This is a genomic window from Bradyrhizobium sp. B120 (assembly GCF_049075665.1).
Lineage (GTDB): Bacteria > Pseudomonadota > Alphaproteobacteria > Rhizobiales > Xanthobacteraceae > Bradyrhizobium.
Window position 1 is genome coordinate 6,172,543 of sequence record NZ_CP185242.1, and the last position, 24,926, is coordinate 6,197,468.

14 protein-coding genes and 2 pseudogenes are annotated in these 24,926 nt (G+C 59.8%); 3 read left to right on the plus strand and 13 right to left on the minus strand.

The features are described 5' to 3' along the window. Positions 1 to 739: 739 nt before the first annotated feature. The 12 genes from ACOIX3_RS28675 to tssA all read right to left on the minus strand — a co-directional run bounded on the left by ACOIX3_RS28675 (position 740) and on the right by tssA (position 17,704). A complete protein-coding gene (locus tag ACOIX3_RS28675) occupies positions 740 to 1,633 on the minus strand; it encodes a serine/threonine-protein kinase (RefSeq protein ID WP_420965342.1) in 894 nt (297 codons plus the stop codon). A 239-nt stretch (positions 1,634 to 1,872) separates the two neighbouring features. Continuing rightward, positions 1,873 to 5,433 (minus strand): type VI secretion system membrane subunit TssM, encoded by a 3,561-nt coding sequence (tssM, locus tag ACOIX3_RS28680; RefSeq protein ID WP_420965343.1) that lies wholly within the window; start codon positions 5,431 to 5,433, stop codon positions 1,873 to 1,875. A 12-nt stretch (positions 5,434 to 5,445) separates the two neighbouring features. Further along, the gene (gene icmH / locus ACOIX3_RS28685; RefSeq protein ID WP_420965344.1) at positions 5,446 to 6,345 is read right to left on the minus strand and encodes a type IVB secretion system protein IcmH/DotU; all 900 of its coding nucleotides are present in this window, start codon (positions 6,343 to 6,345) and stop codon (positions 5,446 to 5,448) included. Then, positions 6,342 to 7,682 (minus strand): type VI secretion system baseplate subunit TssK, encoded by a 1,341-nt coding sequence (tssK, locus tag ACOIX3_RS28690; protein WP_420965345.1) that lies wholly within the window; start codon positions 7,680 to 7,682, stop codon positions 6,342 to 6,344. Before tssK ends, icmH begins: the two co-directional genes overlap by 4 nt. Before the next feature lie 74 nt (positions 7,683 to 7,756). Further along, a complete protein-coding gene (gene tssJ, locus ACOIX3_RS28695) occupies positions 7,757 to 8,266 on the minus strand; it encodes a type VI secretion system lipoprotein TssJ (protein ID WP_420965346.1) in 510 nt (169 codons plus the stop codon). Next, positions 8,266 to 9,924, minus strand: coding sequence for a type VI secretion system-associated FHA domain protein TagH (gene tagH, locus ACOIX3_RS28700; RefSeq protein WP_420965347.1), 1,659 nt, complete (start codon positions 9,922 to 9,924; stop codon positions 8,266 to 8,268). Before tagH ends, tssJ begins: the two co-directional genes overlap by 1 nt. Positions 9,925 to 11,026: 1,102 nt before the next feature. Next, positions 11,027 to 12,013 (minus strand): type VI secretion system baseplate subunit TssG, encoded by a 987-nt coding sequence (tssG, locus tag ACOIX3_RS28705; protein ID WP_420965348.1) that lies wholly within the window; start codon positions 12,011 to 12,013, stop codon positions 11,027 to 11,029. Further along, complete coding sequence (gene tssF, locus ACOIX3_RS28710) at positions 11,977 to 13,725, minus strand: type VI secretion system baseplate subunit TssF (RefSeq protein WP_420965349.1); 1,749 nt, start codon at positions 13,723 to 13,725, stop codon at positions 11,977 to 11,979. Before tssF ends, tssG begins: the two co-directional genes overlap by 37 nt. Before the next feature lie 7 nt (positions 13,726 to 13,732). Next, positions 13,733 to 14,128 carry a type VI secretion system baseplate subunit TssE gene (gene tssE, locus ACOIX3_RS28715; RefSeq protein WP_420965350.1) on the minus strand — a complete coding sequence of 132 codons (396 nt, stop codon included), beginning with the start codon at positions 14,126 to 14,128 and terminating at the stop codon, positions 13,733 to 13,735. A 12-nt stretch (positions 14,129 to 14,140) separates the two neighbouring features. Then, entirely contained in the window at positions 14,141 to 15,625 is a 1,485-nt protein-coding gene (gene tssC / locus ACOIX3_RS28720) for a type VI secretion system contractile sheath large subunit (RefSeq protein ID WP_420965352.1), read from the minus strand. A gap of 35 nt (positions 15,626 to 15,660) precedes the next feature. Beyond that, positions 15,661 to 16,152 carry a type VI secretion system contractile sheath small subunit gene (gene tssB / locus ACOIX3_RS28725; protein ID WP_420965353.1) on the minus strand — a complete coding sequence of 164 codons (492 nt, stop codon included), beginning with the start codon at positions 16,150 to 16,152 and terminating at the stop codon, positions 15,661 to 15,663. 28 nt (positions 16,153 to 16,180) lie between these two features. Then, a complete protein-coding gene (gene tssA / locus ACOIX3_RS28730) occupies positions 16,181 to 17,704 on the minus strand; it encodes a type VI secretion system protein TssA (protein WP_420965354.1) in 1,524 nt (507 codons plus the stop codon). 1,090 nt (positions 17,705 to 18,794) lie between these two features. On the opposite strand from tssA, the gene ACOIX3_RS28735 reads away from it, so the two are divergent. After that, the gene (locus ACOIX3_RS28735) at positions 18,795 to 20,255 is read left to right on the plus strand and encodes a hypothetical protein (RefSeq protein WP_420965355.1); all 1,461 of its coding nucleotides are present in this window, start codon (positions 18,795 to 18,797) and stop codon (positions 20,253 to 20,255) included. Positions 20,256 to 20,588: 333 nt separating this feature from the next. Here ACOIX3_RS28735 and ACOIX3_RS28740 read toward each other — a convergent pair whose 3' ends face one another. Next, positions 20,589 to 21,851, minus strand: a complete 1,263-nt coding sequence (locus ACOIX3_RS28740; RefSeq protein WP_420965356.1) for a Ulp1 family isopeptidase — start codon at positions 21,849 to 21,851, stop codon at positions 20,589 to 20,591. 506 nt (positions 21,852 to 22,357) lie between these two features. Here ACOIX3_RS28740 and aepX point away from each other — a divergent pair. Then, positions 22,358 to 23,228, plus strand: a pseudogene (gene aepX, locus ACOIX3_RS28745) (phosphoenolpyruvate mutase). Between the two features lie 704 nt (positions 23,229 to 23,932). Further along, positions 23,933 to 24,776, plus strand: a pseudogene (locus ACOIX3_RS28750) (phosphocholine cytidylyltransferase family protein). Positions 24,777 to 24,926 lie beyond the last annotated feature (150 nt).

Genomic DNA, 24,926 nt, shown 5'->3' on the forward strand with positions numbered 1-24,926 from the left:
GGCCCGATGTCAGTTTTTCGCTACCGCGCATAAGGTATGGTGATCGGCTAGCGGTGGCGTGATGCACGTCCCAGCCGCGCATCTAGCGCCTTGATTTTGAAGAGTTCATCGCTCTCTGCTCTCCCAATGCTCCAAAGGCAAGATGCATCTCAGGCAAGCCTTGCCCATCAGCACGGGCCGACACTCGGTGTTGCATTCGAATTCCCTGCGGCGTTAGCATTGGCCGCCTCTTTCGCGCCATTGTTGTGAAGCCGGTCGACTGGCCCATGCGCCTGCTGTGTGTACTCTCAGGTACGGTGGACATACGTTGGATTTCCTTCTCAAAAACGATGCAGACGGCTTCAAGGGAAGAACGTCGTTCGTCTTGCGTTTCGTGTTACTCAGCCAATCAGTGTCGCATCTCATCAATAGCAACAGCTGTGCCAATCGCATCTGCTTATGGAGCTGCTGATTTTGTTCTGAGAAGCTGGGGTATGGCAAATATGAGTTGTCAACCTGACCGCAGCGGCTGCGACTGTCGGACACTGGACAAGAAAAGCTGGTCGGCGTCCGACACGAGACCTTTTCGCTGCATCCCCATCATTTGTCGCTCGAGAAGGTTAGCTATTTGCTCCAGATTCGCCTGTTTCACCCTCTGGCAATCTATCGATACAATTTGAATTGCGGCGCTTTGGGCGAATTCCGGCGGAGAGGAGAGATGTTTTTTGGGTTGCCGATGAGCGCTCAAAATGAAAGCCGGTCAATTTTGCGACAGAGGCATGCGTTGACCGCACCATCGGTAGAACCAGTGGGGGCGGGCAAGGCGCTGGACGAAGTCACCGATGGTTTCGATACGGTCGCGGCGGTTGAGGGCAAGGCCCGAAGCGAGCACGCGCCATTGCGCCGGCGAAATAGTCGGAGGCACCGCCGGTGTGAGATTTGCCTTGAGTGCCTCGTCGGCTGGCAGCCGCGCATACGGGTGCGTGCCGGTCAGGGCCAGGTAGGCGACCACCGCGAGAGAAAAGACATCATCGCTTTCCGCCCGTGGCTCACCTCTCAGCATCTGTGGCGACGCATAAGCCGGCGTCAACAATCCAATCTGATCGAGCAGAGCCGTAGCCCTGTCGTGTCGCGGCGAAGCGTTGGGCATGAGGGCTGTCCCAAAGTCCAATATTTTGACTTCGCCCGTCGAGGTCATGAAGATATTTTCCGGCTTGAGGTCACCATGGACGATACCTAGGCTGTGCATGTGGGCGAGGCCTTGCCCGACGGCGCGGACAATATGAAAAGACACGGAAGGGGACAGCGGCTGTCCCGGTCGATCGGCCAGGATGTGCGCTAGCGAGCGGCCGTTTAAGAGCTCCATGACCAGGTAATGATACTTGCCGTCATAGTCGGAATCGTAGATCCGCACCAAATTCTGGTGCACGAAATCACGCAGAAGACGCGCCTCGCGGTGCAGTAATTGCACTAATTTCTGGCGCATCTTCCCATTTGGTTGGACGACCTTTACTGCCACTTCGGGACTTTGTTCACGCGCCCACAGGCCGATTCGATCAATCGCACGATAGACGGTGCTGGTGCCGCCCTCGCTAATGACCTCCACCAGGTCGAAACGACCGCCGAGCACATATCTTACGGGCGCTGTGCTCACAATGCAGCCTCATCCATCGCCGTCACTACTCGCCCACCAACTATCCACTGAGCTCCTGATGCAGCATCACCGCTTCGACGCGGCTGCGCCGCACAAGGAATGTATCGCGCAACTCACTCGCGCCACCAAGCGACGGCGTACGGCGTTTCGACCACGCCGAGCGTTCGCGCCAAGGTACCACCAGCGGCATTGCATGCCTCTTCGCGAAAAGAAAAAAGAGAACTCTCACAGCGTTCCTGTCACAGGTGATCCGGACATCGGAACGAACGAAGGACACTCAAGTTGAATGGATTGCGTACACTTTCCGCCCGTAGTTCATAGGTCACGTCGGGCCGGTCTGGTCCACCGATCGTGATTGTGAAGCGGTCGGGAGCCCCACGCGAGGAGGCCCGCGACGCATCGACGAGACGGAACAGAGCCCAGGGGCCCGAGCGCTCAATCTTCGCCTCAGTTCCATCAACTGAGGCAAGCGTGACGGAGGCCGTGCTTGCATCGGTTCGGCTCGGCCATTCAAGGTCGTAGGCACGGGGCGCCTCGTGACGATAGACGATCTCCTTGCCATCCAAGACAAAAATCGCGCGCAACAGTTTGGAGGCGAGATAGACCGGCTTGATGCTGAACTTCACGGCCGGTGCAGAGCCCGAACCGCTAAAGAATGACTTTCGAATCTCTCGCGCGCGCTGAAATTGAGCCATGGCATCCGCATGGATCGGCGCCGCCACACCGTCGATGGTCGCCGGCCCAAGGCCGGTTCTGCTCTCGATGACGAATGGCGACAGGTACTTCTGAAAAAAATCATCGAGGATGCCGCCCGGGCGAAAGAGATCGCTGAAGTCCTTCAGTGTTACATCCTCGGTCGCGGCCGCAAACAATGGATAACGCTGATAGACGGCTGCCAGACAAACCGGCGCCACTTCCCGCGTCCACACAGCACTGACATGGCCGTGGGCCTGTTGAAGCAAGACGTTCCATGTCGAGAGCGCGATGTCGTTCATGATGGAACGGACCAACTCGGGTCGTAGCGCCGAGTCGGCGCGCAAGCTGCCGAAGGCATCGTTGCTCGGATCCTTGACGCGCCGCTGAAAGAGCTGAAATGCGGCCTGGCCAGGATCCGGTGCGGTCACGATATTGGCCGTCGTTGCGTACAGGCCGCCGAAAAGATCGCGGATACGATCCATGCTGGCCGCTTGTCCCGAGGCTCCGCCCGTGCCCAGTTGAACCAGAGGCCGGAAGGCGTCGGTGATCCGCGTTCCCGGCCAGGGAGCGTCGCCGAATACCGCCGAGAACACGGCGACCGTCGTCTCACCCGCCTTGGCCGCGGCCTGCTCTCCGGGCGGCGGCAGGTTCGTATTGTCTCGTACGAGGGAAATGAGCTGCTGCAGTGCGCTTTCTGGTCCGGCCAGCCCGCGCAGGATCGCCGAGGCGCGCTGCAGATCGTCGAACTTGACGACGCGGACGCGGCTCAGCGCGCTTGTCCAAATGCGAATATAATCGGCAACATAGCGATCGATGACCTTGCGCGCGACCTGTTGTGTATCCACCGTGTCGAATGAGCTGCGGGCGAGGATCCAGTCGCCGCTTTGCACGTCTTGGACGATGAGGGGAAGGTGTGGCAGCAGGAAATCGATCAAACCGTCCCGTGTGAAGATGCCCGGGATAATCGCCGTACCGCCGGAAGAAGGTGGCTCCTGATGGCCAATGGTGGGGAGAACAGCCTGAGGCTTTATCTCCAGCTGGCCGGCCCCCAGCAGACTAACCAGGTCGATTGGGCGGAGCCGCGTGCTTTGAGCGCCTTCGCGCAAAAGCCGGGCGTAGACCTGCTCGACGAGGGGACGTTCCATCAACCGCGAGCCCACCGCTATCACGAATTTCCGGTCGCTGGTGATGGGCTTCGGCAGCAGCTCGAGGAGGCGTGAAAAATGTTCCAGCAGTTCGCCCGCTGATGCCGTCTCGAGCGCAAGCGCAAGCGCCACTTCACTGCGCACAGCCTGTTCGACCTTGCCGCGATCGAAATGCGTCGGATCACTGAGCATCAAATACGTGCGGAACGCATCCTTGGCTAGGTCCAGCAGAGTATCATTGCCAGTACGCAAGAGCGCGTCGATGCGAGCGGCAAGCCTTCCAGCAAAAACCGGCAGCAGGCGGTCGACCAGAATTTGATCATAAGCTTGTTGCGCGGCTGGCGCGAGCACCGGGGTCGCCGAAATCCCGAGCCCACTGAGCCACGCGTGCCAAGTGTTTTCGCCGGCTGCCAGACGCAGCCGGCGCGCGGCATTGAGGGTCGGCAGGAGCTTTATCAGGTCGAGCGGCTCGCCTGCTTCTTTGATGCGAACTTGCATTGTCTGTAACGCCATTTTGGTCTCAGCGATACGGATTTCGCTGCGGGCAAAGGCGTCGTACCACAGAGTCAACGCGGCCACCGCCAACATAACGGCCGCGAGATAGCCCGCACAGTGCACCAGCGCAAGCTTACGTTCGAGTTTGAAATTGCGACCGACCAGTCCTTGCTCAGCGAAGATCACGTCGGTCAGCAACTGCCTGATGAAGAATGCCTTTCCCGGCCCGATGGACGGCGTGGGCGGGACCGGGTGCAGACCGAAATGGCTTCGGATCGCACCGCTAATCCGCTCAATCGGCATTCCTTCCTGGGCAGCGCTTGTAAAGTAGATCCCGCGCAGCATCGGTCGCACTTCGAAGCGGCTGGGCCGGAAGACTTCGCTAACGAAGCCAACGACTGCGGTCCGGATGGTCCGCAATTCCTTCGGGAATGCATACATCATTGCACGACGATTTGGATTACGTTCGTCATGCATGCGAGACGCCAAGTTGGTCTCGAGGCGCTCGGCAAGTTCCTGGATCTCAAGGGTTACGACGTCGTCGATGTGATCGCCTGGTCCCTCGAGAGGAAAGGTCTTGCCCCAAACCTGGGCGCGGCCCTCATGGTCGAGATCGTCAAAATATTCAGCGAAGCCGGTCACGAGATCACACTTGGTCACCAGAACATAGACCGGAATGCTCATGCCAAAGGTCTTCAGTAGCTCCTGTATCCGCGAACGAATCGACTGGGAGCGCCAGCGCCTGTTATCATCGCCCAGTAAGAGGTCGGACAAGCTGATCGCAAGCAGGATGCCGTTGATCGGCCGCCGGCGTCGATGCATCGTGAGAAGATTGAGAAAGCCGTGCCAGGCAACACGATCGACCTCGCTATCCGTATCCTGCGTTGTGTAACGGCTTGCCGTGTCGATAAGGACTGCTTTTTCGGTAAACCACCAGTCGCAGTTTCGTGTGCCGCCCACGCCCGCCACGGGGTCGACGCCGAGCCGCTCACTCAGCGGAAACTCGAGGCCAGAGTTGCGCAGGATCGTCGTCTTGCCGGCGTCCGGTGGGCCAATGATGATGTACCAGGGCAGCTCGAACAGAAAACTTGGTCCGCGCTTACCGGCGAACACCGTATCGCGCAGGACCTTCAGCGCGTCCTCGAAGCGTCTACGGATCAGTTCGACCTCCTCACGGCCGCGATCTTTCGAGGTCGTGATGAGGCCTTCGCTCTCCATCAGCGATTTGATGACACGCCGGTTCGCACGTCGTGCCAGCCAGTAACGGACAAGGATGACGACGACCAGCGCCGAGAAGAGGCAGACGATTGTGGCAACGCGAACAGCCGTCGAATCAAACGGACGCTGACCGAACAGGTCAAGGTAAGGCCCGCCGAACCAGATCAACGCGTCGACTGTCAACAAGGCGATCAGCGTGATGATGCCCCGAGCCGACAAGAGTGCCGCCAATTGAGCGCCAAACACTCGCACCTCCCTTCAGCCTGGCCCAGCGTGCCCGATCACGCCGAGCTGCTGCTCGACGGGCGCGAGTTCGCCCGATAGGCGCCAATGGAAGAAACTGTAGCCGATCAGCGCCATAACGGCGGTGGCGGCAAAGATGATCCACAACGGCACGTAGCGACGCACGCCCGTGCGTACCCTGATGCCGCGCCATTGGCCCGATAGCGCGGCGGGTGGCGCACTCGTATGTTCCCGCAAGAGGCGCTGAACGTCGGAGCGCAGGTCTTCAAGCTGCTCCCGCCCCCCGTCTACCACGCGATATTTACCCTCGAACCCCAGCAACAGGCAGATGTTGATGAGCTTAAGCAACGCGAGGTATTTGGCCGGCTTTGCCTGGACGCGCTCGAGTATCTGAAAGACTTTCTCGCCTCCCCAGGTCTCATTATGGAACTGGTTGAGCAAGCTGTTGTCACTCCAGGCGCTTTCACTGCCCCAGCGCGTGGTCATCACCGCCTCGTCGAGCAGCGCGCACATCACGTAACGGCCGGCCGTTACATCGCTGCGGTTCGCTTGATCTTTGGCGGCACGCTCCTCAAAGCGACGGACTTGCTCGACAATTCCGCGACGCAGCGCACCAATATCGGCATTGTTGACGACGCGAAGCTGCGCGACGACCAAAAGGAGCGGTGTCGCGGCCGCAGCCAAGACGTCCTCCACTGCCTTTGGCTCGAAGAGACTTTGCGCAATGATCTCGGTATGGTTGGCTGCGCCTACTTCGTGGGATTCAGATACAGGCGACGGCGTGTAAGTGCCGGTCGGGGCGGCGAGGTTCGGAGGAACACAAGCGGACGATTGCCCCCGCTGCGGGTTACGGGTCGGACCGACCGGCCTGCGTCCAATAACTGTTGGTTCATTCATGTTTTTTGCGCCCGTCACGCACGTTTTCCACGGATGGCCCAGAATTCGAGATGGAGATCCGAGTAGTCACCGCTGACGTGGAAAGCGAAGGCCGCCGAGCGCGGCAGGGTGCGCCATAGCTCCGCCGCCTGATCCAGCTCGAAATAGACGGCATTCTGGATGTAGGGCAACTCGCGCGGCGCCACCGCCAGCGCGCGAATCGGAACACCCGGCAGCTGAAGATTGACGAGGTCGCGAATCTGTTCGACCGAGCCTACTTTCATCTGCGCCGGAAGCTGGTTGCGCAGCATCTCGGTGGGTACGGTTCCGACAGCGACGAGAACAAACTGGGAGTCCTGGAACAAGGTGCGATCGGTGATCAGGCCGATCAGGATGCCGTAGCCTCGATCCTGCAACGGGAGCGATATTGCGGCGCTCTGCATCACGACAGACAGCAGCTTGCGCAGGATATCAGCCAACGGCGTGAAGCAGCTCTCAAGATCCTCATGCCGATAGGGAGGCATCTCTTGCGGTCTACGGCGGTCGCCAACGAAACTCGACAGCCGCCCCGCAAGGCCGAGCAGTGCGCGGAAGAAGGTTTCAGGATGATGTCCACATGTTGCTGCGAAGTGGTCGAACACGACTTCTGCGCCGTTGACGATCGACAAAGTGACAAGATCAATCAGTCCCGCTCCATCTGCCGTTGCGCGCGAGGGATCCGCGCGGTCAGCGAGCGCCTCTGCGCGTGTCCGCAGCAGCGATCTGACCTCGTTCAACAGCGCGATTAGCGGCTGGACTGCGTGAATATCGATCGCCGGCGGAACGTAGGTGTTGGATAAAGTGATCGCGCCGGTCGGATCGATATCACGGATGCGGCCGATAGGCAGCGTGATCAGATCACCCTGGTCCTCGCCGTCGAACATGAGACGTGTTGTTAGCGACGCAACCCTTATATCGACCGGAGCTTTTTCCGGTGCGCTTGGATTCCGGACCTGCAAGACCTCATGATCGTGGCGGTGCGCAAGTGCATCCCCGGAACAGACGTCGCTGCCGGCCTGCCGGCGCGTGCCCACTGCGATCTTAACCAGCAAGTTTTTCGCTGCCGGCGGAGGAACTCGTCCGATCGGAGGGCGGACATGCTCCGGCATACGAAGGGCCGTGCCGTCGGGCATAATGGCGTCAAGTTCGGTAGGCGCGAGTTGGCCAAGCGCCAGAAGATCACGATCAAAGGCAATTTTTCGGATGCCCCAGCCGTAGCCGACCAGACCAGCAACGCGGTTCTCGACCAGTTGCTCGATCCAGCGGTCGTATTGCTGAAAGTGCTGTGGCCGCACCAACATACCTTCAGACCAGATCGGTTTGCTTGTCGCAGACACTATTTCAGGCGCCTCTTCGCTGAGTTTCCAAAAGGTGCATCTGCCCGGCGACCGTTGCGATCACGACGGACTGGTCAGAAGATTTTCCACCAATTTCGACTGGCCTCCTGCTCAATGCTGACGGCCTGCGCCGTCAGTTTGACCGAGATCCTGTTGTCACGATCGGGCTTGATTTCGGCAGTTGAGCGCCATTGCGCATCGTTGCCCGAGCGGAAGCCGGCGATCACGCCGACATTCTGCGTTTCGATCGGCGTGTTGCGCTCGAAATCGATCTTGTCGCCTGGCGTCAACTCGACCTCACGCTTAGCCACCAGATCCGGCCCGAGGCGTTTGGCGTCATCGTCGAACAGCTCGAAAAACTGCGCTTGCGTGAAGGTGGCTGTCGACTTCAGCTCGTAGATACGGACTACTACGGGCGACGGCTTGCCGCGCGCGTTTGGATTGATGAGCTCATCGGCCTCGATCACGAATTTGATTGGCGTCGTCTTCGAGCTCTTGTCGGTCGAACAATTGCTGACTGCGGCGGTCACCAGCAATGCGCCGCCAACGACGGCCAACCGCTGGCGTTTGTTCGGCGGCACCATTACGCCATCTTCTCTGCATTCTGGCCCGGCGCGGAGAATTGCGACTCGTAGCTTCGGGTAAACTCTTCCGCGATATAGGAGCGAGCCGTTCGATCAATGTCACCGACCATCGATGCGTGCAGTTCTACAAATCGGTCCCACAATTTGGCCTTGTTGATGCGGGCGCCGAAACGCCCGCTATTTGCACCGTCGCTCTCGATACGCTGGGGACTCATATGCGTCAGCACATTGCTGACCGCCCCCTTCATCGCCGCTATGGCCGCGACCTCATGCGCCTTGATGTCGTCGAAGCCTGCGCGCACCGACCGGGAGAGCAGCTGGAAACCGTGATCCTTTGCGAGCGCATCGCGCAGGGCATGACTGCTCTTCGTGAACCGTAACTCATTGTCGTTCCCAGCGCGTACCCGCGTCGGCTCGATCTGGCACTCATGTTTGACCATGGCCCACGCTGCCAGTATCGAATGCAGGCCGTTTGCCATCTCGGTGATCGCGCGGCCGAGTTCTGCAAAGAACTCTCGACGCTGCGCAGGCGGCACCAGGTCCGGATTGAACCCGAGCGCGGTCCAGAACGCCTGCAGTTCGTCTGCGTCGGATGGAGAGGCTGCAGGCGACGGCGGAGGCCTGCTGGCTGTCGCCGTGCTCATTTCGGGGCTGCCGTCCGTTCGTTGCACAACAGCCTCCTTCTGGCCCGCCAACTGATCAGGTTCGCGCTCATCGGGCCGGGGCGACAAAGTGCCAGGATCAGGTAGTTTCCCGAGATCAGTCGTCGCAGGAGGAGCGAGCGGCTTGCCCACGATCTGGAGCACTTCGTTGGGTCCGTCGAAGCGCGCATTTGTTCGCTGCGATGGCTTCGATGGCATGCCGCGCGAGGCTACTCCCGGCAACAAATCGCTCAGATCGAGGTCCTCGGGAATGATTGGCACAGGATGGCCATTCGACGGTGCACCACCGCCGTTCGAGAAAGCTGTGGGCGGCGGCTGCGTTGGCTCGGCAGATGGCGCATCGACCGACGGCTGCGGAATTGATCGGATGTTTTCCGATTGGGCGTGCGAGGACGGCATCCGCGTCATCGCAGTGCTCGACAGTCGCCTCAGAAGGTCCTCTAATGTCGGATCGACAGCGCTGATGTCGTCGCTGAGCGGCTCGGAGGAATGGCGCGGGCAAATCCCGATTAGCGGATCGAGAGGAAGATTCGCATCGCCGTCCAACGGCCCGGAAGTCGGAGAAGCTGCAGTTGCTGACTCTTCGGCGAATGAAGGCGACAGCAACATTGTACGGTCGAGGCGCACCGCCTTCGAGCCTGTCAGGCCGAGCCGTTGACGTTCCTCGGCAGGATCGTTCTCGATCATCACGGAGATGATGTAATTTGCCATGTATAGTGTGTCGCCATCAGCTAACGGCGCGGTATTGCCGCGTCCCAGCGGTGCGTCCACGGTGTTGATGTAGACGCCGTTGGTGCTTGTATCGGTTATCGTGAAACCGATGCCATTGAATACGATCAGTGCGTGGTGTCCTGACAGCGTTTTGGTTGGATCTGGAAGCCGCCAGTTACACCCGCGCCCACGTCCAACGGAGCCGCCATCCGGTCCGAATGCCTGTCTTGCGTTGTGGCCCAAGAGCTCGGCGTTCTCTCCGAGGACTCCGAGTATGAGATGCATCCCACACCTTCAGGTTTGCTGGTCCTCACAGGTGAGGCAGCCGGGCGTCCCAAAGGAATCGCCGGTGGCGGCAGCATCGTTGCCCGCTCCGCGGCCTTGTTCTGAGGACGTTCGACTGGCTCACGCGCCGATTGCGTGCGAAGAAAAGGAAGGTCGCTTCGTGCGCCCGGTTACATCGGAAGACGCGCGGTCTCTCTCTTTCTCTCTCTCTTTCTCTCTCTCTTTCTCTCTCTTTCTCTCTCTCTCTGGAGTAAAGCATTCGGGCTCAAGCAAAGGAGCGCAACGGTCGTCTTTCGCATCTACGTGCACTCAGCCAATCAATGTTGCTAAATCTCAATAGCAACGGTCGTGCCAATGACCGGCACCACCTTAAGCCATTGATTACGCATCAAAGGTGCGGTTCGGCAAACGACGGCAAGCGTTCTCGAACTGACAGAGGCTCGTGCAGCTGTCAGACACCGGACAAAGGTCGACCTGCTCGAGCCCTGAGATGGCGCTTTTTGGCTTCAACCCGGCCAGTGTCGTCTGGCCCATGCTTGAAAAAACCAGCGAACGCCACTTCCACCGCACCGAAACTGTTGCTGGTTGACCGGTCCGAGACTAAAGGCCGAATTTACCCACGAACGTTCGGCATGATTTCAACGCCTGGCTGAAGACCAGGCTAGCCTAGGCGCCGCCACGTCTGCGGTGAAACGTCGATCTCGCCCCTGATGAATTTCGTCGACCTAGCTCCTGCGCAAAGTCCAGAGCCTCGAAACTGCCCGTCTTCAGATTGGGGGCCGTACCGCAGATGTCGGTCTTGGCCAGATTCGTCACGAGGCAAGAGAAACACCCCATCGAGCTGCTTTTGATTCAGGCTCAAATTGTCGCGTTGTCGGGAACGATCCGCCCAGCGAGAGCAAGCTGGTTTCGTCGCGACCGAAGCGTGAGCGCTCACTGCAGACGTCGCAACGTGCTGAAAGGTATGTCGCGCCGGTAGGCCGGACGGTTTGGATCGCCCACGATCCCTCTAAAGCCCATCATTCTGCTTGACCGCGGACGTCCCACTCCAACGAGTGCCACTTGCCTCAACATCGGAGCATGCGCGAGTAACGCGAAGACATCACAATAGAACAGAGCTTTCAGTTCGTTTGGGCGGATCGATCCATGTAGTCCAGCCCAATTCTCCTTCACCCAGCGTCCATTCCGGCGTCTGCCCAGGCGCTAATTCTAGTAGCAGATCCCATGCCAAAGGCTCGCGCAGAATGACGCTAATCAGACGGTAAAGGATGGCGTGGGTCGCGCAGCTGGGCAGCAGCGACCGAAACTGCTGCTGGTTGACCGGACCGAGGCAAAGCCGGAATTTACCCACGACGTCCGGCATGGTTTCGCCAGCAAGGGTGTCAACGCCAAGTTGAAGACCAGACTGGCCAAGGTTCCACCGCGCCTCCACTGGAATGTCGATCTCGCGCCAAATGAATTCCTCGACCCGAGCCGGAATATTCAGATGGCTGGAAATCACGCCAGCCAACAGCCGCGCCGACCGGCTGTACAAAGCAAGGACGCCGGCATGAGGCAGCAGCCGCGCCCGCCATTCACGTTCCTTGGCTGTGTTTTCCCCGGGCATGAGCCCAAAGAGCGCACCAACCAGCACCGAGATCGCGTCGGTTGCGCCCTCCTCGAACCGCAAATGGTGACGGTAGTACCGCCAGATCAGCAGCAGTAGGCTAATCAGACGGTGATTGAAAAAATCAAAGAAATCGTCGAGCGCCCCCATGCCGTTCGCGTGCATGACCCGTTCAGTGTAGAAGGGCGGCAGCGGCGAGGAGGGGCCGTGCAGCCCGAGGAAATTGACGTCTACCTCGACGCGCTCGCCGGCGGACTTGACCCGCCTGACTTCCGCGATCTCTTCGGCAGGAAAGCCAAGCGTCGGTGATGCGCGAAAGCGCACCGCGTCTCGCGCGGGATCGTCGGTGGATCCAATCGGGGGACCGTCACTGAAGCGCCGCTCGAGAAACGCAGCGAGCGAGAAGAACCCGCTAACCGAAAGCTCATCGCCTTGATCGGGAGTGGTCAGAGCGGGCTGATCGATCCAATTCTCGCTGGCCATATGTAGCGTGCGTTGCTTTCCGTGCCGCGGACCGAAAACCGGTGCAGCATATTGATGCCGGCGAAGGTCGCGAAGAAGGCATCGAGCACTGAACCCAACAGGAACAATTCGCCCTCACCGCCGATCTTACTGTCGATCACGGCCAATTCGATGTTTCGCATTCGGATCGGGGCGCCGCGCATCACGTGATCGGTGTCCGTGGTCACGAACTGGTCGAGGCCTTCGAGCAACAACTCCAGGCGGCGCCGCGCCTGAATGTCGTAGACCGCGCGGAACTCGTAGCTGGCAAGGACCGTCCGCAGCGTATCGATATTGACCATCGCACCATAATTGCGCGCCAGATTGGCTGTTAGCCGCCGCAATAAACCATCATTGACCGGCGGCGGCACTTCTGCCGCGACCGCCGTGATATTGGAGAAGGTTACCGAGCGAGGCGTATCAGAGGTCGGCAGATCCACGCTACCAACTGCCAACCGGTCGGCAATGGGTCCGTTGGAGCAGGTCAATTGCAGGGACGCGACGTCGATCGGCGGATGCTGACCGATGTCAAGCCGGTCGACGAAACTCACATAGTGATCGACGCCACGGCCAACCACCGCCGGCCGGATACGCTCGCGGAAGTAGGCTCGGTTGCGCTCGGCGCCGGGCAGATCGTGGCCCAACAGGTCGAATGGCTCGAACTCGATGCGTTCCGGGCGGCCTTGCACGTAACCGGTCACGCGATCAACGGAACGGATAGAGAAGTTAGGCCCTCCAGAGGCACGCACGCGGTATTCGGTTGCGGTCCGCTTCAGGCGGATCGGCGAGGCCTCATGGCTGAAGACATTGATTGCCGGTGTGCAGTTCAAGCAAATCTGGCCCTTGCCCACGCGCAACTGCGCGGGGAACGGACGTCGAAACTCGAAAGTGAGCCTACACTCGGCCTCCGTGTGGGCCGCGAGCGGCTCGAGACCAGACAGTTCGACATAGAGAAATTTCGACGGATAGCTCAGATACTCCTGAATGATCCGAAATCCCGAGAAAGCGTTGCGTGGCCAGGGCAAAACCGCCTCGTCATCGCTGAAGCCGACTCGCGCGATCTGTGCTGGGTCGATTGCGGCGACCTCTCGGTCCGCCACGGTGACAGTTCCCTGCGAGACGTGACGACACAGCCACGCCAACAGGCAGCGCCCCACTTCCGGCTCTCGCTCGGTCGAGAAGAAGAGGCGGAGCCGACCATTCCTGAGACATGACAGGTTTTGCTGACCGGTTGCTTTGATACCCAAGGTTAGCCGGGCCGAACTCGACCAGTTCTCAAGCTGGACATCAATGATCTCCAGCGGCAGCACGTCAATGGAGTAGCAGGTGACGAACGTGCAGTTCGTTGCTTCAATCGGCCGCGAGCGGACGCTCGTGCCAGCCGGCACGTTCAAGCTCGCGGCGCTCGCCGATGATCTCAAGGCAAAGGCCAGAGTTGTAATGGGCGGCAGAGCTTGAAGATATTGCGGCCATACCATCCGCAACAGGCCGTGGACAAATTCGGGAAATTCGTCATCGAGCTTTTGACGCAGCCGCGCGACAAGGAAGGCGAAGCCTTCGAGCAACCGTTCGACATCGGGATCGGTGGCATCGCGCCCAAGAAAGGGCGCAAGCTTCGGATTTGCTAAAGCGAAATCATTGCCGAGCTCGCGCAAATAGGACAGCTCGTCCTCGTAATAGGGATTGAGGGCCACCGCCGCTTCAGCCCCTGACCCGAACGTGCTTGTCGAAGATCGCTTCGAAGGAGATCGGCTCCATTTGGTCGTTATGATCGTGCGTCGCGTTGACGTGGAAGCTCAGCTGCAGCGGATTGTCGGGATCGGCATGAAAGCGGATCGAAACATTGTTCAAGCGCGGCTCAAACGTCTCGATCTGGTGCTTGAGCGAATGCGCGAGCGCGCGCACCGCGTCGGCTCCCTGCCCGACTGCCTCGTTGAGGTCGGGCATGCCAAAGTCCGGCCGCGTTTCGCAACAGCCCTGACGCGAGTTCAGAACCCGATGTAGGTTTGCCAGGACACTCGCACGGAAACGACCGAACGACCCCTGATTGGTCTCCGTTCCATCCTCCAAGCGCTCCATAAGGCTGCGGTCGAACATCGCCTATCATCTCTATTGCTTGTCGAGCTTACCCTTGAGCGTCAAAGCAAAATCCGCGCCCATGTACTTCAAGTGTGGAACGACGGCGATGCCGACGCGATACCAGCCCGGTTCACCGTCGACGTCCTCGACGATGATCTCCGCCTTTCGCAAAGGTCGCCGCGAACGCACCTCTGCCGGCGGATTCTCCTGATCGGCGACATACTGTCGGATCCAGTTGTTCAGCTCGTCTTGCAACTCTTCCTTGCTCTTCCACGAGCCGATGTTCTCGCGCTGCAGCACTTTGATGTAGTGTGCGAAACGATTGATGATGAACATATAGGGCAGCTGGCTGCCAAGCTTGTAGTTGAGCTCGGCCGCCTTGCCTTCTTGTGTGTTACCGAAATATTTCGGCTTCTGCACAGAATTTGCCGAGAAGAAAGCGGCATTGTCGGAGCCCTTGCGCATGGTCAGCGCGATGAAGCCCTGCTCGGCAAGTTCGAACTCGCGCCGATCCGAGATGAGAACCTCCGTCGGTACCTTGGTCTGCAATTGCCCCATCGCCTCATAGGTATGCAGATTGAGGTCCTCAACTGCGCCGCCCGATCGGGGGCCGATGATGTTCGGGCACCAGCGATATTTGGCGAAGCTTTCGGTTAAGCGCGTCGCGAAGGCAAAAGCAGCGTTCCCCCAGAGGTAGTTGCCAGTTTCGCCGCCGGTGCCCTCTTGGTAATTGAACGCCTTCACAGGGACCGTCTCGGGGCCATAGGGCAAGCGCAGCAGGAAGCGCGGCAGCGTCAGGCCGAAATAGCGAGCGTCCTCGCTTTCGCGGAACGATGTCCACTTGGCGTATTTTGGTCCCTCGAAGACCGATTGCAGGTCCTTAAGGCCCGCGATCTCCTCATGACGTTCGACGCCGAACATATCCGGCGCAGCGGCAGCAATGACAGGCGCATGCGACATGGCGGCCACCGCGCTCATGTACCGCATCAGCTTAGCGTCCTGACTGCCACTGCTAAACTCGTATGCTGATATCATGGCTGCGACAGGCTCGCCGCCGAACTGACCGTACTCTGCGGTGTAGACGTGCTTGTACAGGCCGGACTTGACGATCTCCGGGCTATCCTCGAAGTCGGTGAGCAGTTCATCCTTACTGACGCTGAGGATTTCTATCTTGATGTTCTGACGGAAATCGGTGCGGTCGACCAAGAACTTAAGACCGCGCCAAGCCGACTCGAGCCCTTGGAACTCATCCGCGTGCAGCACGTGGTCGAGCTGAGCCGAGATCTTGCGGTCGATCTCGGCGATCATCCGATCGACGAGCGCGTTGTTGACCTGCTCGTCGGCCCGGCTCGATTTAAGGAGCTCGGCGAGGAAAGCTGCGACGCCCCGGCGGGCGAGATCGTACCCCTCGTCGCGCGGGGTGATGTTGGTTTCGACGAGGACCTGATCCAGCAGCGAAAGGTCTGTAGCCGTGGTGGCGACTTCGGCCGGCTGCTCCGCGCTTGCATCGGTCATAGCGCCCTCGCTCTTAAAAAAGCTCGTCGATCCGCTCACTCGCCCTTGCTGGTGAGCTCGCTCAAGAGCCGCGGCCGCGCGCCGTGGTCTTCGAGCAGTTTCTGGATGGCTTTGCGGAAACTCGGCACGTTGCCAAGCGGACTCTTCAGCGCGATCAGGGCCGCGCGCAATTCGGTCAATGCACGCAATTCGGGGATTTGCCGTGCGACACGCTCGGGTTCGAAGTCGTTCAGACTCTCAAACTGCAGCGAGACTGACAGCTTGCCGGCCTCGGGCTGGTCGTCGAGCCTATTCTCAGGAGAAATATGGAGAGTCAGTTCCTGGCTTCTGACAACCTCGTTGAAATTGTCTTTGTCGATGTTGACCATCTCCCGCTCCTCAATCGGGCGGTCATCGGTCCGTCCGGTGAAGTCGCCCAAAACCAACAATTTGAGCGGCAGTTCTACTTCCTCCTTCAGGTTGCCGGTTGCAGGCTTGAAGCGGATATTGATGCGCTCCTTTGGAGCGACCGAGCTTTCCTGTGCCATATGAGTTCCTGTTAAGACTTTGTCCGGATTAGATCAGCTGGCGACCAAGTTGGCTCGCGCGTGCAATGTCGATGCCTGCGACCCGCATTCGGATTTGCTTAAGCGCCACACGACGGCTGGGCTCGTCGATCATCTGCTGCGAGTCGGAATGGGTCATCGCGCGGAAGCGCAGTTCGGCGGCGTCGAGTGCAAGCGTGGGCTCCCAGCTTTCGAGCTTGCGCTCGGCGATCATCTCTTCCATGTGCTCGAGCAGCGGGATAGCTGTCGTCACGAAGCCGGTTTCGATGCAGAAACGTGCTTGCGCAAGCTGGCCTACGAACCGCGCTCGTTCCCCAGCCGCGCCATTCAGCGCACGCGACAGCTTCTCGAGTGCGGCCAGCGGCTGCCCGCCGCCAACGAGCCTGTGTGCCTCGGCAACAGCTTCGTCGACAGGATCACGGCCCCTCGACACGTCCGCACCACCCACGGCGGCCCAGGCTCGCGTTTCGTCGTCCGCGAATGGCCGGCCGTCGTTGAACTGAAACTCAAAGATCCGCGGATAGCGTGTGACCAGCAGAGCTACGCTTGCGCGCACCGCCGCGGCCGCCGGCTCAAAGAGCGGCCCAATTTGTTCCAGCGCTTTGGCGGCATGCCGGTGAACGTCGAGCCAGAACGGTGCCGTCCAGACGATCTCTTCAGCTAAATTCATGACATCGGCGTGCTGACCGGCCGCTATCTTGGCTTCCAACGCTGCGATATTGTCCGCAGGCGCAAATATCGTTGTGCGGCCACCGGTATCCGGCGGCAGGGCGTCAAAGCGCATCCAGGAGCCGACACGATTGAGCAGATACACCTTCGGGTCTGTGGGGGATGTGATGCGCCGAGCGGCCGCAGCTAGCCGCAGCATATCAGGCAAGTGGTCGATCAAGCGGGCCCAGTCGCCATCGGCGCCAGCCGGTCGTGCTGCCTCCGGTGCTGCCGGTTGAGCAACCTCAACCGGCGAAGTGGATTCCACCGGGGCGACGCCGGCCTGCTCGACAGTTCGCGCCGCCTCCGTCGCACGTTCCGTCGGCACGGCGATTGCACGCAGGCCTTCTTCGTAGTGCGGTCGCAGCGCCCTCAACAACTCGCCCAAAGAGGCTTGCTCATTGACCAGCTTGTCGCGCAGCTGGCGATCGAGATCATCAAGCGCCTCATAGGCGGCGAGCACTGCCGGATATTCAGTTTCGATCGGCACATTCTCGGCCACCTCCGGCCCAACGCGACCAACGAGCCAATCGATCGCTCCGACCCGCGCCCGTTCCCGCTTGACCGGCGGAAAGAGCCCCTCCCAATGCGCGTCCACCATGCCGCGCAAAACGCCTAAGCCGACGGCAAGGCCCTGGTATCTTCCGGTCCGAAACAAACCATAGGTCGCCCAACAGGCGACCAAAATGTCCTTTGACTGGTTGGCCAGAATATGGAGCGACAATGTATTGACCTTGCTCCAATCAACCGCCGCTGGTCCGTCGGCATCCATGCGCCGCACCTCGGCTTCGAGCCGTTCGAACTCGACCGCATCACGGACATTCATGCCGGCGGGCGCGGAGCCTGGCACAGGCGCAGCACCGTGGCGCGCACGCGAATTGATGTCGTCTCGAACCATCAGCCAAGAGTCAATCACTATGACACAACGATGCGCGACCGCCGATCGCGACGGATCGTGACATTTGGACTGCCACCGTCGTACCCGCCGTGTACGACAAGCCGAGGGGAACACTCTTGTAAGCCACTACTGCTCCTCCTTGCACACTGGATGACGCTCGTGTTTCGCCTCTCACCTCCTTCAAGCCTTATGCCAATTGCAATGACTTGATTTGCAAAAGCGATTTTCTCAATCGGAGGCGTCACGGCCCCGACAGCATGTTGCAAACCCGACATCAGAGGCGGTGGCTGTTGGGTCGGCTCAGTCATTGGCTCATTGGACTCAAGGAGCCTTGGGCTCAGGCAACCGCGCCGCGCGCGCTCGCCTCGCGAAGCTTCGAAAGAAGATGAGGCGAGGGATTTTCAACTCGGTACGTCGATCGATGGATCGTTGTTGGAACATCTCGTGTCGGACGCGACCTAAAGCGCACTTCCGATTTGAGATGCAGCCGGTATTGGTAATGGCTCAAGTGTCTTCTCGCGCAAATCGGAGCAAATGATAAGCGATGGTGAGTCCTGGACAATCAAAAACCTCCCAATGCAGAGTTGATGGGACTGAGCGCGAGGACGAGCCCCTTGTTGAAGCGGGTTCTTCGGCTGTTGAGGCTCATCGAGGCATCAGGCCCGCCCGGGAGCGGATGCGCTCTGAACCGCAGGATTTGGGGGCGTCTTCAGTTGGCGTGGATCGTGGTGCGCCAAGCCGCGAAGGACATGAGGCGCGTTCCGGTAATGAGCCCTGGTCGGATCATCGATCACCGCTTGGGCCGACCGTGCCCGTCCATGTCAGACCTGCCGCTGATAGCGGTTACGACGTCTACGAACCTTCAACTGAAGTGGTGAGAACAACGGCGACTCGCCGGAGACCCCGATGTAGCACCCATCCCGACGATAAGGAACGCCTCAATGAGGTCCTCAATAACTTCAAGAGGGCTGCGACTGCGGGTGGGTCCGCCGCAGGTCGACTCAAGCCGCGAGCCGCCATGACCATTGCGAGCTCTATTCGCCGCTTCTCTTGCTGGCTCTACGATGAAAACAAGCCGGGCATTATTGTTCGGCCTCACGACCCCTCGCTGGACAAAGATGCCGAGCTTTGCAGTTTGAGCCGTGGCAGAAAAATCATCAATGCGCTGGCTCATCTCCGGAGCTTCCTGTTGAGCGCCAGAGCGCCGGAAATCCTGGCTTCACGGCTGGCTGCCTATCCCGAAGATGCGGCTCTCATCCAAAGGGCAGCCGAGGCGGCCAGAGCGGACATTGCGAGAGGAACTCCATGGCAGGGCTTCGAAACGCCGCGCGGTGTCAGCAGATCCGGTAGCATTCTTCGCGCGTTCAGTGTGTGGCTCCAGACGCATGGCAAAAGCGCGATAGCAGGCCGCCTCGACGACCAGTCGCTGCGGGACGATGTCCAGAGGTACAAGCGCGCCACAAATATCCACTCGGTGGGCGCCAAGTTGAAGCTACTTTGGAAGTACAACTCGCTACGGGGGTCTCCAGCCATCAGCGATGACTTAGATCTGTTGGAACTGCTGGAGCGGGAGATGGAAGTCGACGAGCCACCGTCGGCGGCGGGGGACGTCGCCTCGCAGCAGTCCCTGCTGCAGGCATCTCCCGCGGCAACCATCAGCGACAATAGTTTAAATCTGCTGGAGCTACTGGAGCGCGAGATAGAGGTCGAATGGCCACCGTCAGCCGCTGGCGAAGGCACCTCGCGGGACACGTCGCTGCAGGTCTCTACCGTGTCGGCAGCGACCAGCGACAGGGATTTAGAGCTACTGGCGCTGCTGGAGCGCGGGAAAGAGATAGGCGGGCCTCGGTCGGCCGCGGGGGAAGCAGCCCCGCGGCCGAGCTCGCTGCAGGCGCCTCCCGCGGCGGCAGGCATCGGCGATGATGGCTTAGAGCTGTGGAAGCAACTGGCGCAGCTGGAGCGGGAGCTGGAGGCCGATGGGCCATCGTCGGTCTCCTGGGAAAATGATCCGCGGCTCACCTCATTCGAGGAATTGCTCGACGGAGTGCTCGCGGCGCCGGGAACGCCATTGGAATCGCCGCGGTCGCCTCTCCGGTACCCCGATGGCAGTTTGAATTTTGATACGGCCTTACGCGACGAAGTGCGTAACGATGCTCACAACAGCCGGGCTTGGTGCGAGTTGGGCCAGCCGCAACAATCATCTTATCCGGCAGCCGCAATGCCGGCCCAGGCGCCGGCGTATGATTTCGGACATGTCGTCGGCTTGGGTTTCAATCACGGCCCGCAAGCCGCCCCCGACGTCCTGATCGGTTCACTGAACAGGAGAGGCATGCTGCCGCAGTCATTCCAGGAGCCGACAAGTCTGATTATTCATGGTCAGCCCTATATGGCGGTGTTGGGGCCAGGGATGAGGGAAGTGACCCCCAACAATCCGTTCTGCGCGAACATTATTCTGAAGCCCCGACTTAAAGGAGGCTAAGTCCGCGGCCAGAGGCTGGGCGCGATTCTTCCACCCACCACCTGCGGTACATGCTTGGCCTACATCCCGCACGGTGTCGTCCTGGGCCAGGGGCGGGCACCTTGTCGAACCACCGTTCAGGCAGATCGGCAGCGCGGACAGGTTCGCTTTTTAAGCCCGTCGCTCGGTGTCGAAGCGTCCGATTTGGCTGGTCGATCACAACCCGGCTACCCACGATCTGGCGCAGGGCGGGGTCGTGAGCGAGCCGACCCACGTCATTCACATGTCCTGGTACCCTGCCAAGGTTCTGTTGCTGGCAAGCGACGCGCCAGCAGTTCTACCAGCCCAAGCGCATCACCGAGTTCGGCGTCGCGAATGCGCACGACCGCCCAGTCGATCCTGGAGTGCCTGCCGATCGGCGACGAGGTTGTCGAGGTGAAGCGGCTCGTCGTCAGGCCGCTGCCCTTCCGCCAATCGTCTCGCCAGCGTTCGAGTACCGTCCACCACAAAGACGCCGCAATCATGACCGTTTCGCTGCCAGGTCATGCGCGCGGTCTCGAAGCGAGCGCCCAGCCTCTTTGCGAGCTCCTTTGCCAGGGGGGTGTGAAAACGTTTCCGCGAGGAGTCGTAGTGATAGGCAACGACCGCTTCCGGATCGCGGCGATCAACGAGCAGCAGCGACCAATGCATGCCGTCGTCGGGTCTGACCCCGCCATCGTTCACTGGAATGAACAGGAAGTTGGCAGTATCGTTATTATGCTCGTCATTAACGATCCCCTGCAAGGTTTCTAGCAGGACATTCTCGTCCTGGGTCAACTGCAGCAGATTGGCTTGTGCGGGCCGCAGAAACCGCGTGCGGGCGGCCAGATCCGGATTGTCCCTCTGCAAGTCCCGCTCCAGCAATGTGTAATCCGCCATGATATGCTCGTCAGTCAGCCACAGCGTGCGGCCGAGCACCGGCGGACGCTGCACGGGGATGCCCGATCCGGAGGCCTGTTCATCCGGCTGATCCAGACGGCCGGACGAGCTTTCGCGACGACTTCCTCGGAGGGCTTTGCTAATCCCTGACTTGAAACATGACCACAGTCCACAGCCTTTGGCCTCCCTCGTCGGCATCGCAGACGCCGCAGTCCTGATCGATGGCGATGTTTTTCGCATATCACCCGCGAAGTCTTCGATGCCCGCTGCTGCGGGCTCGTGGGATTCGAAGCCAGATCCAGGGATGAGCGTAATATCAAGTCCTGCCGGATTATTTGGGGTCGGCTGCCTTGTTCCTTGCCCCAGCTTCGTCGTGTAAGGCCGACCATGGATGTAAAAATGTGTTCGCGACTGGAGCGGTGACGTCGGCAGGAGGCCTTTTCTGTTCAGTGAACCGATCAGGACGTCGGAGGCCGATTGGCAACCATGGTCCCATGCCAAGCCGACGATATGCGTGAAGTCTTGCGCACGCGGGAAGTCCTCCGTTGGCACGCTGGCCTGTATCTCAACCGCGGGGCATGACAACTGGGCGGGCAGATCCAGGTGGCTCGAAGCTGTGCTGAACCCAGGAGATGCCGGTCGCTCAAGATGGCCGCAGGTCGGGGATGGTTCGGCGCTTGCAGGCTGCGATGGCGACATCGGCTGTGTCCTCCCAAAAGGTCCCATCCCGCGCTTGGTTGAATCGAAGGCGCCCGGCAATAAACTCGAACGTCAGGCGCTGGAGCCCCGGATCAGAGACCACGCTGTGCCGAGCACTATCAGCCTCACCCCACCTCGATCAAGGGACGGGCACCGGGGCCCAGAAGGACCCTCGAATTCGTTTCAACAAGAGAGACAAGGACTTCGGATCCGTCTCGCACGGCCTCCTCACGCTCATGATCCGCGAGCCGAGCTTCAACGATCGGACATCCTGTGATTGCTTGGCTTACCTACGAATCCTGCTCGTCCGGTGCGAGACGCAACAATTTTGCGGCACAGTCAACTACCAACCCGCGTAATTGATCTTGATGACAGAAACATGTCACCTCCCACCGCTGAATATCGGCCGACCAAACGCACCAGCAAGGAATCGGCATGCTAGACCAATCACAACAATTTGTTCCCACGAGTGACTCGGTCCACGCGCTGGTTCCGCACTCACTGAAATGCTGCGTGCTCAGGTCTGCTCCAGCAGCGAAGTCTCGTTCCTCATGGAAGCGCATGACGGCCTCTCCGCCGCAATCGCCAAGCGCGCTGGGTTCAAGGGTCTCTGGGCGTCGGGCCTGTCAATTGCCTGCTCATTGGGCTACCGCGACGCCAATGAAGCGTCCTGGAGCCAACTCGCCGACGTAGTCGAGCGGATCAAGGACTCGAGCGAGCTTCCTGTGCTTGTTGACGGGGATGGCGGCTTCGGGAACTTCAACAATGCTCGTCTATTGGCACGCACACTCCGTCAGCGTGGCGCTGCCGGGATTGCGCTGGAAGACAGCTGTTTTCCGAAGACGAACTCGCTTATTGGCGAGCGGCACCCCCCTCGCCGATATCGACGAATTCTCCGGCCGCTTGCGTGCCGTGAAGGATACGGTCGCGGACGACTTGGTGCTTGTTGCCCGCATCGAAGCGTTGATTGCCGGGCATGAAATGGAGGAAGCTGTTTTGCGCGCTCACGCTTACGCCGATGCGGGAGCGGATGCGATCCTCATTCACTCGCGAAAGAGCGCCGCGGACGAGATCCTTGCGTTCACGCGCACCTGGCAGAACAGGTTGCCGGTCGTGATCGTTCCAACGAAATACTATCGAACACCGGTCTCTGCTTATCGTAAATCCCGCATCGCGACGGTGATCTGGGCCAACCACTCCATGCGAGCGGCAATGGCGGCAATGCGGCAGGTCTGCGGCCGCCTCGTCGCTGAGGAGAACACTCTTAGCATTGAGCCCAATATCGCGACACTCGACGAGGTCTTCGAGCTCTTGAGGTACGACGAACTCGCAAGTGCAGAAGCGCGCTATCTTCACCCTGCTGACTTAAGGCAATAACTTCACTCTCACGCTGCAACATACTCATTCTCGAAGGACCACCGCCATGCAACTGGCTGCCTTGCCATCACGCTCAGGCTCGCTTATCAGCGAGGCGCAGGTTTTCACTCCTGAAATTGGGCATACCATCGACTGCCGCGACAGCTCTTACGCAGCCGATCCGCCCATTGCCGCAATATCTCGGCCCGATCTCCCCACCTCAACGACCATCCAATCACCGACGAAGGGTCACGAGCGCATTTCTCTCTCGGAGAAACCCCAACGCGGACGATGATCCGCCTTTCCGAAGATGTAGATCCGCTTTTCAAGAAGCCCGTAGACCCACACAGCAGCAGAACAACCGAAATTGTGGGACCTTAGGAGAGCGCTTGGGCTGGCTCAGCGGATAGTCCTGTTTACATCGTCGGGCGCCGCTGCGGCCAAGATCGCCGCTAAAGCAGTTGCCGCGAGTGGCAAAGAAGTCATCGGTCTAACCGCCGAAGAGATCTGGAGCGAGCTTGTACCATCAGCGCGGGGAAAGATCGCCGAGTGAATCAAGACGTCAGCCGCTGCACTGACACACTCGGTCTGATGGAGCCGCGCCATCCCCTTGCTCACAGGAGTTCTGCCGGGACTAGATTAACTACCGAAATCGCGGTGACGATCTGAGTCGTTTGCGCTTGGGAGTGAGGACGCGATATCAAACAACGACGAAGGGCAATGAAATGACCACCGATGCTCCGAAGAAAACCATCATTCTGGCCGCGGGCTTCGGCTCCCGTTTGCAGCCGCCTGACCGATCTGCGGCCCAAGCCGCTTGTCGAGGTCAATGGAACGCCGATACTCCATAACGCACTGCGAAACTTGGAAGCGGTCGGCGTGGAAGAAGTCACAATTGTTGTGGGCTACCGCAAGGACGCTATTCAATATGCCTGCGGCAGCCGCTTTGGCGAGCTCGAAATCAACTATGTCGAATCGTCCGTGTTCGACCGCACCGGCAGCGCCTATTCTCTTTGGCTGGCGCGCGATGCGCTTCTTTCCGGAGACTGCTTCCTTCTCGAAGGTGACGTCTTCTTCGAAGAGGATGCGTTGCGCTACCTAATGATGAGCCAAGCAACCGACGTAGCTGCAGTTGCTCCCTTCAATGAATCGATGGAAGGTTCGGCGGTCTTGTTGTCGGATAGCGGCGTCATCACGAGTTTCCGCATGAAACAGACCGCAGCTAACCTTGTCGCGGATGGCCCAAGACTTTTCAAGACGATGAACCTGCTACGATTGTCAGCGACGACGCTGAGAGCAACGATCGTCCCAGCGCTAGATGATCTCATCGGATCTGGAGCTACGCAGGCCTACACAGAGGCGCTTCTTGCCAGCCTGGTGGAAAGAAGAGGCTTACGGATTGCAGCGGCGCGCTGCGACGGTCTCAGGAGGTACGAAATCGACAGCACCGAAGATCTGCTTATCGCGGAGCGCATCTTCACAAGAGCGCCCGCCTTCGACCGCGCCGGGATACAGAATAAGCGGAAGGTCCGACACCGCGATACCTTCGGTATCCAGAAAACGCCATAACAAGGGAAGGCTTTCGTTTTTCCTCCGCCAACCCATTTCTTGGTCTCCCTGCGCACCTTGGCAAATGTCAGTTTCTGCTGGGTGCCTGCCCCCAGAAAGTGTGATGAAACGAGTCGACCCTGCGGGCCTGCAGGGGCCTCAGGGGAAGGA

Excerpts from the sequence above, each read along its gene's own strand:
- tssC (WP_420965352.1), bottom strand. The coding sequence starts at position 15,625 with ATGACCGATGCAAGCGCGGAGCAGCCGGCCGAAGTCGCCACCACGGCT.
- tssB (WP_420965353.1), bottom strand. The coding sequence starts at position 16,152 with ATGGCACAGGAAAGCTCGGTCGCTCCAAAGGAGCGCATCAATATCCGC.
- tssE (WP_420965350.1), bottom strand. The coding sequence starts at position 14,128 with ATGTTCGACCGCAGCCTTATGGAGCGCTTGGAGGATGGAACGGAGACC.
- tssA (WP_420965354.1), bottom strand. The coding sequence starts at position 17,704 with ATGAATGTCCGTGATGCGGTCGAGTTCGAACGGCTCGAAGCCGAGGTG.
- tssG (WP_420965348.1), bottom strand. The coding sequence starts at position 12,013 with ATGGCCAGCGAGAATTGGATCGATCAGCCCGCTCTGACCACTCCCGAT.
- tssJ (WP_420965346.1), bottom strand. The coding sequence starts at position 8,266 with ATGGTGCCGCCGAACAAACGCCAGCGGTTGGCCGTCGTTGGCGGCGCA.
- ACOIX3_RS28735 (WP_420965355.1), top strand. The coding sequence starts at position 18,795 with ATGACCATTGCGAGCTCTATTCGCCGCTTCTCTTGCTGGCTCTACGAT.
- ACOIX3_RS28740 (WP_420965356.1), bottom strand. The coding sequence starts at position 21,851 with ATGTCGCCATCGCAGCCTGCAAGCGCCGAACCATCCCCGACCTGCGGC.
- tagH (WP_420965347.1), bottom strand. The coding sequence starts at position 9,924 with ATGCATCTCATACTCGGAGTCCTCGGAGAGAACGCCGAGCTCTTGGGC.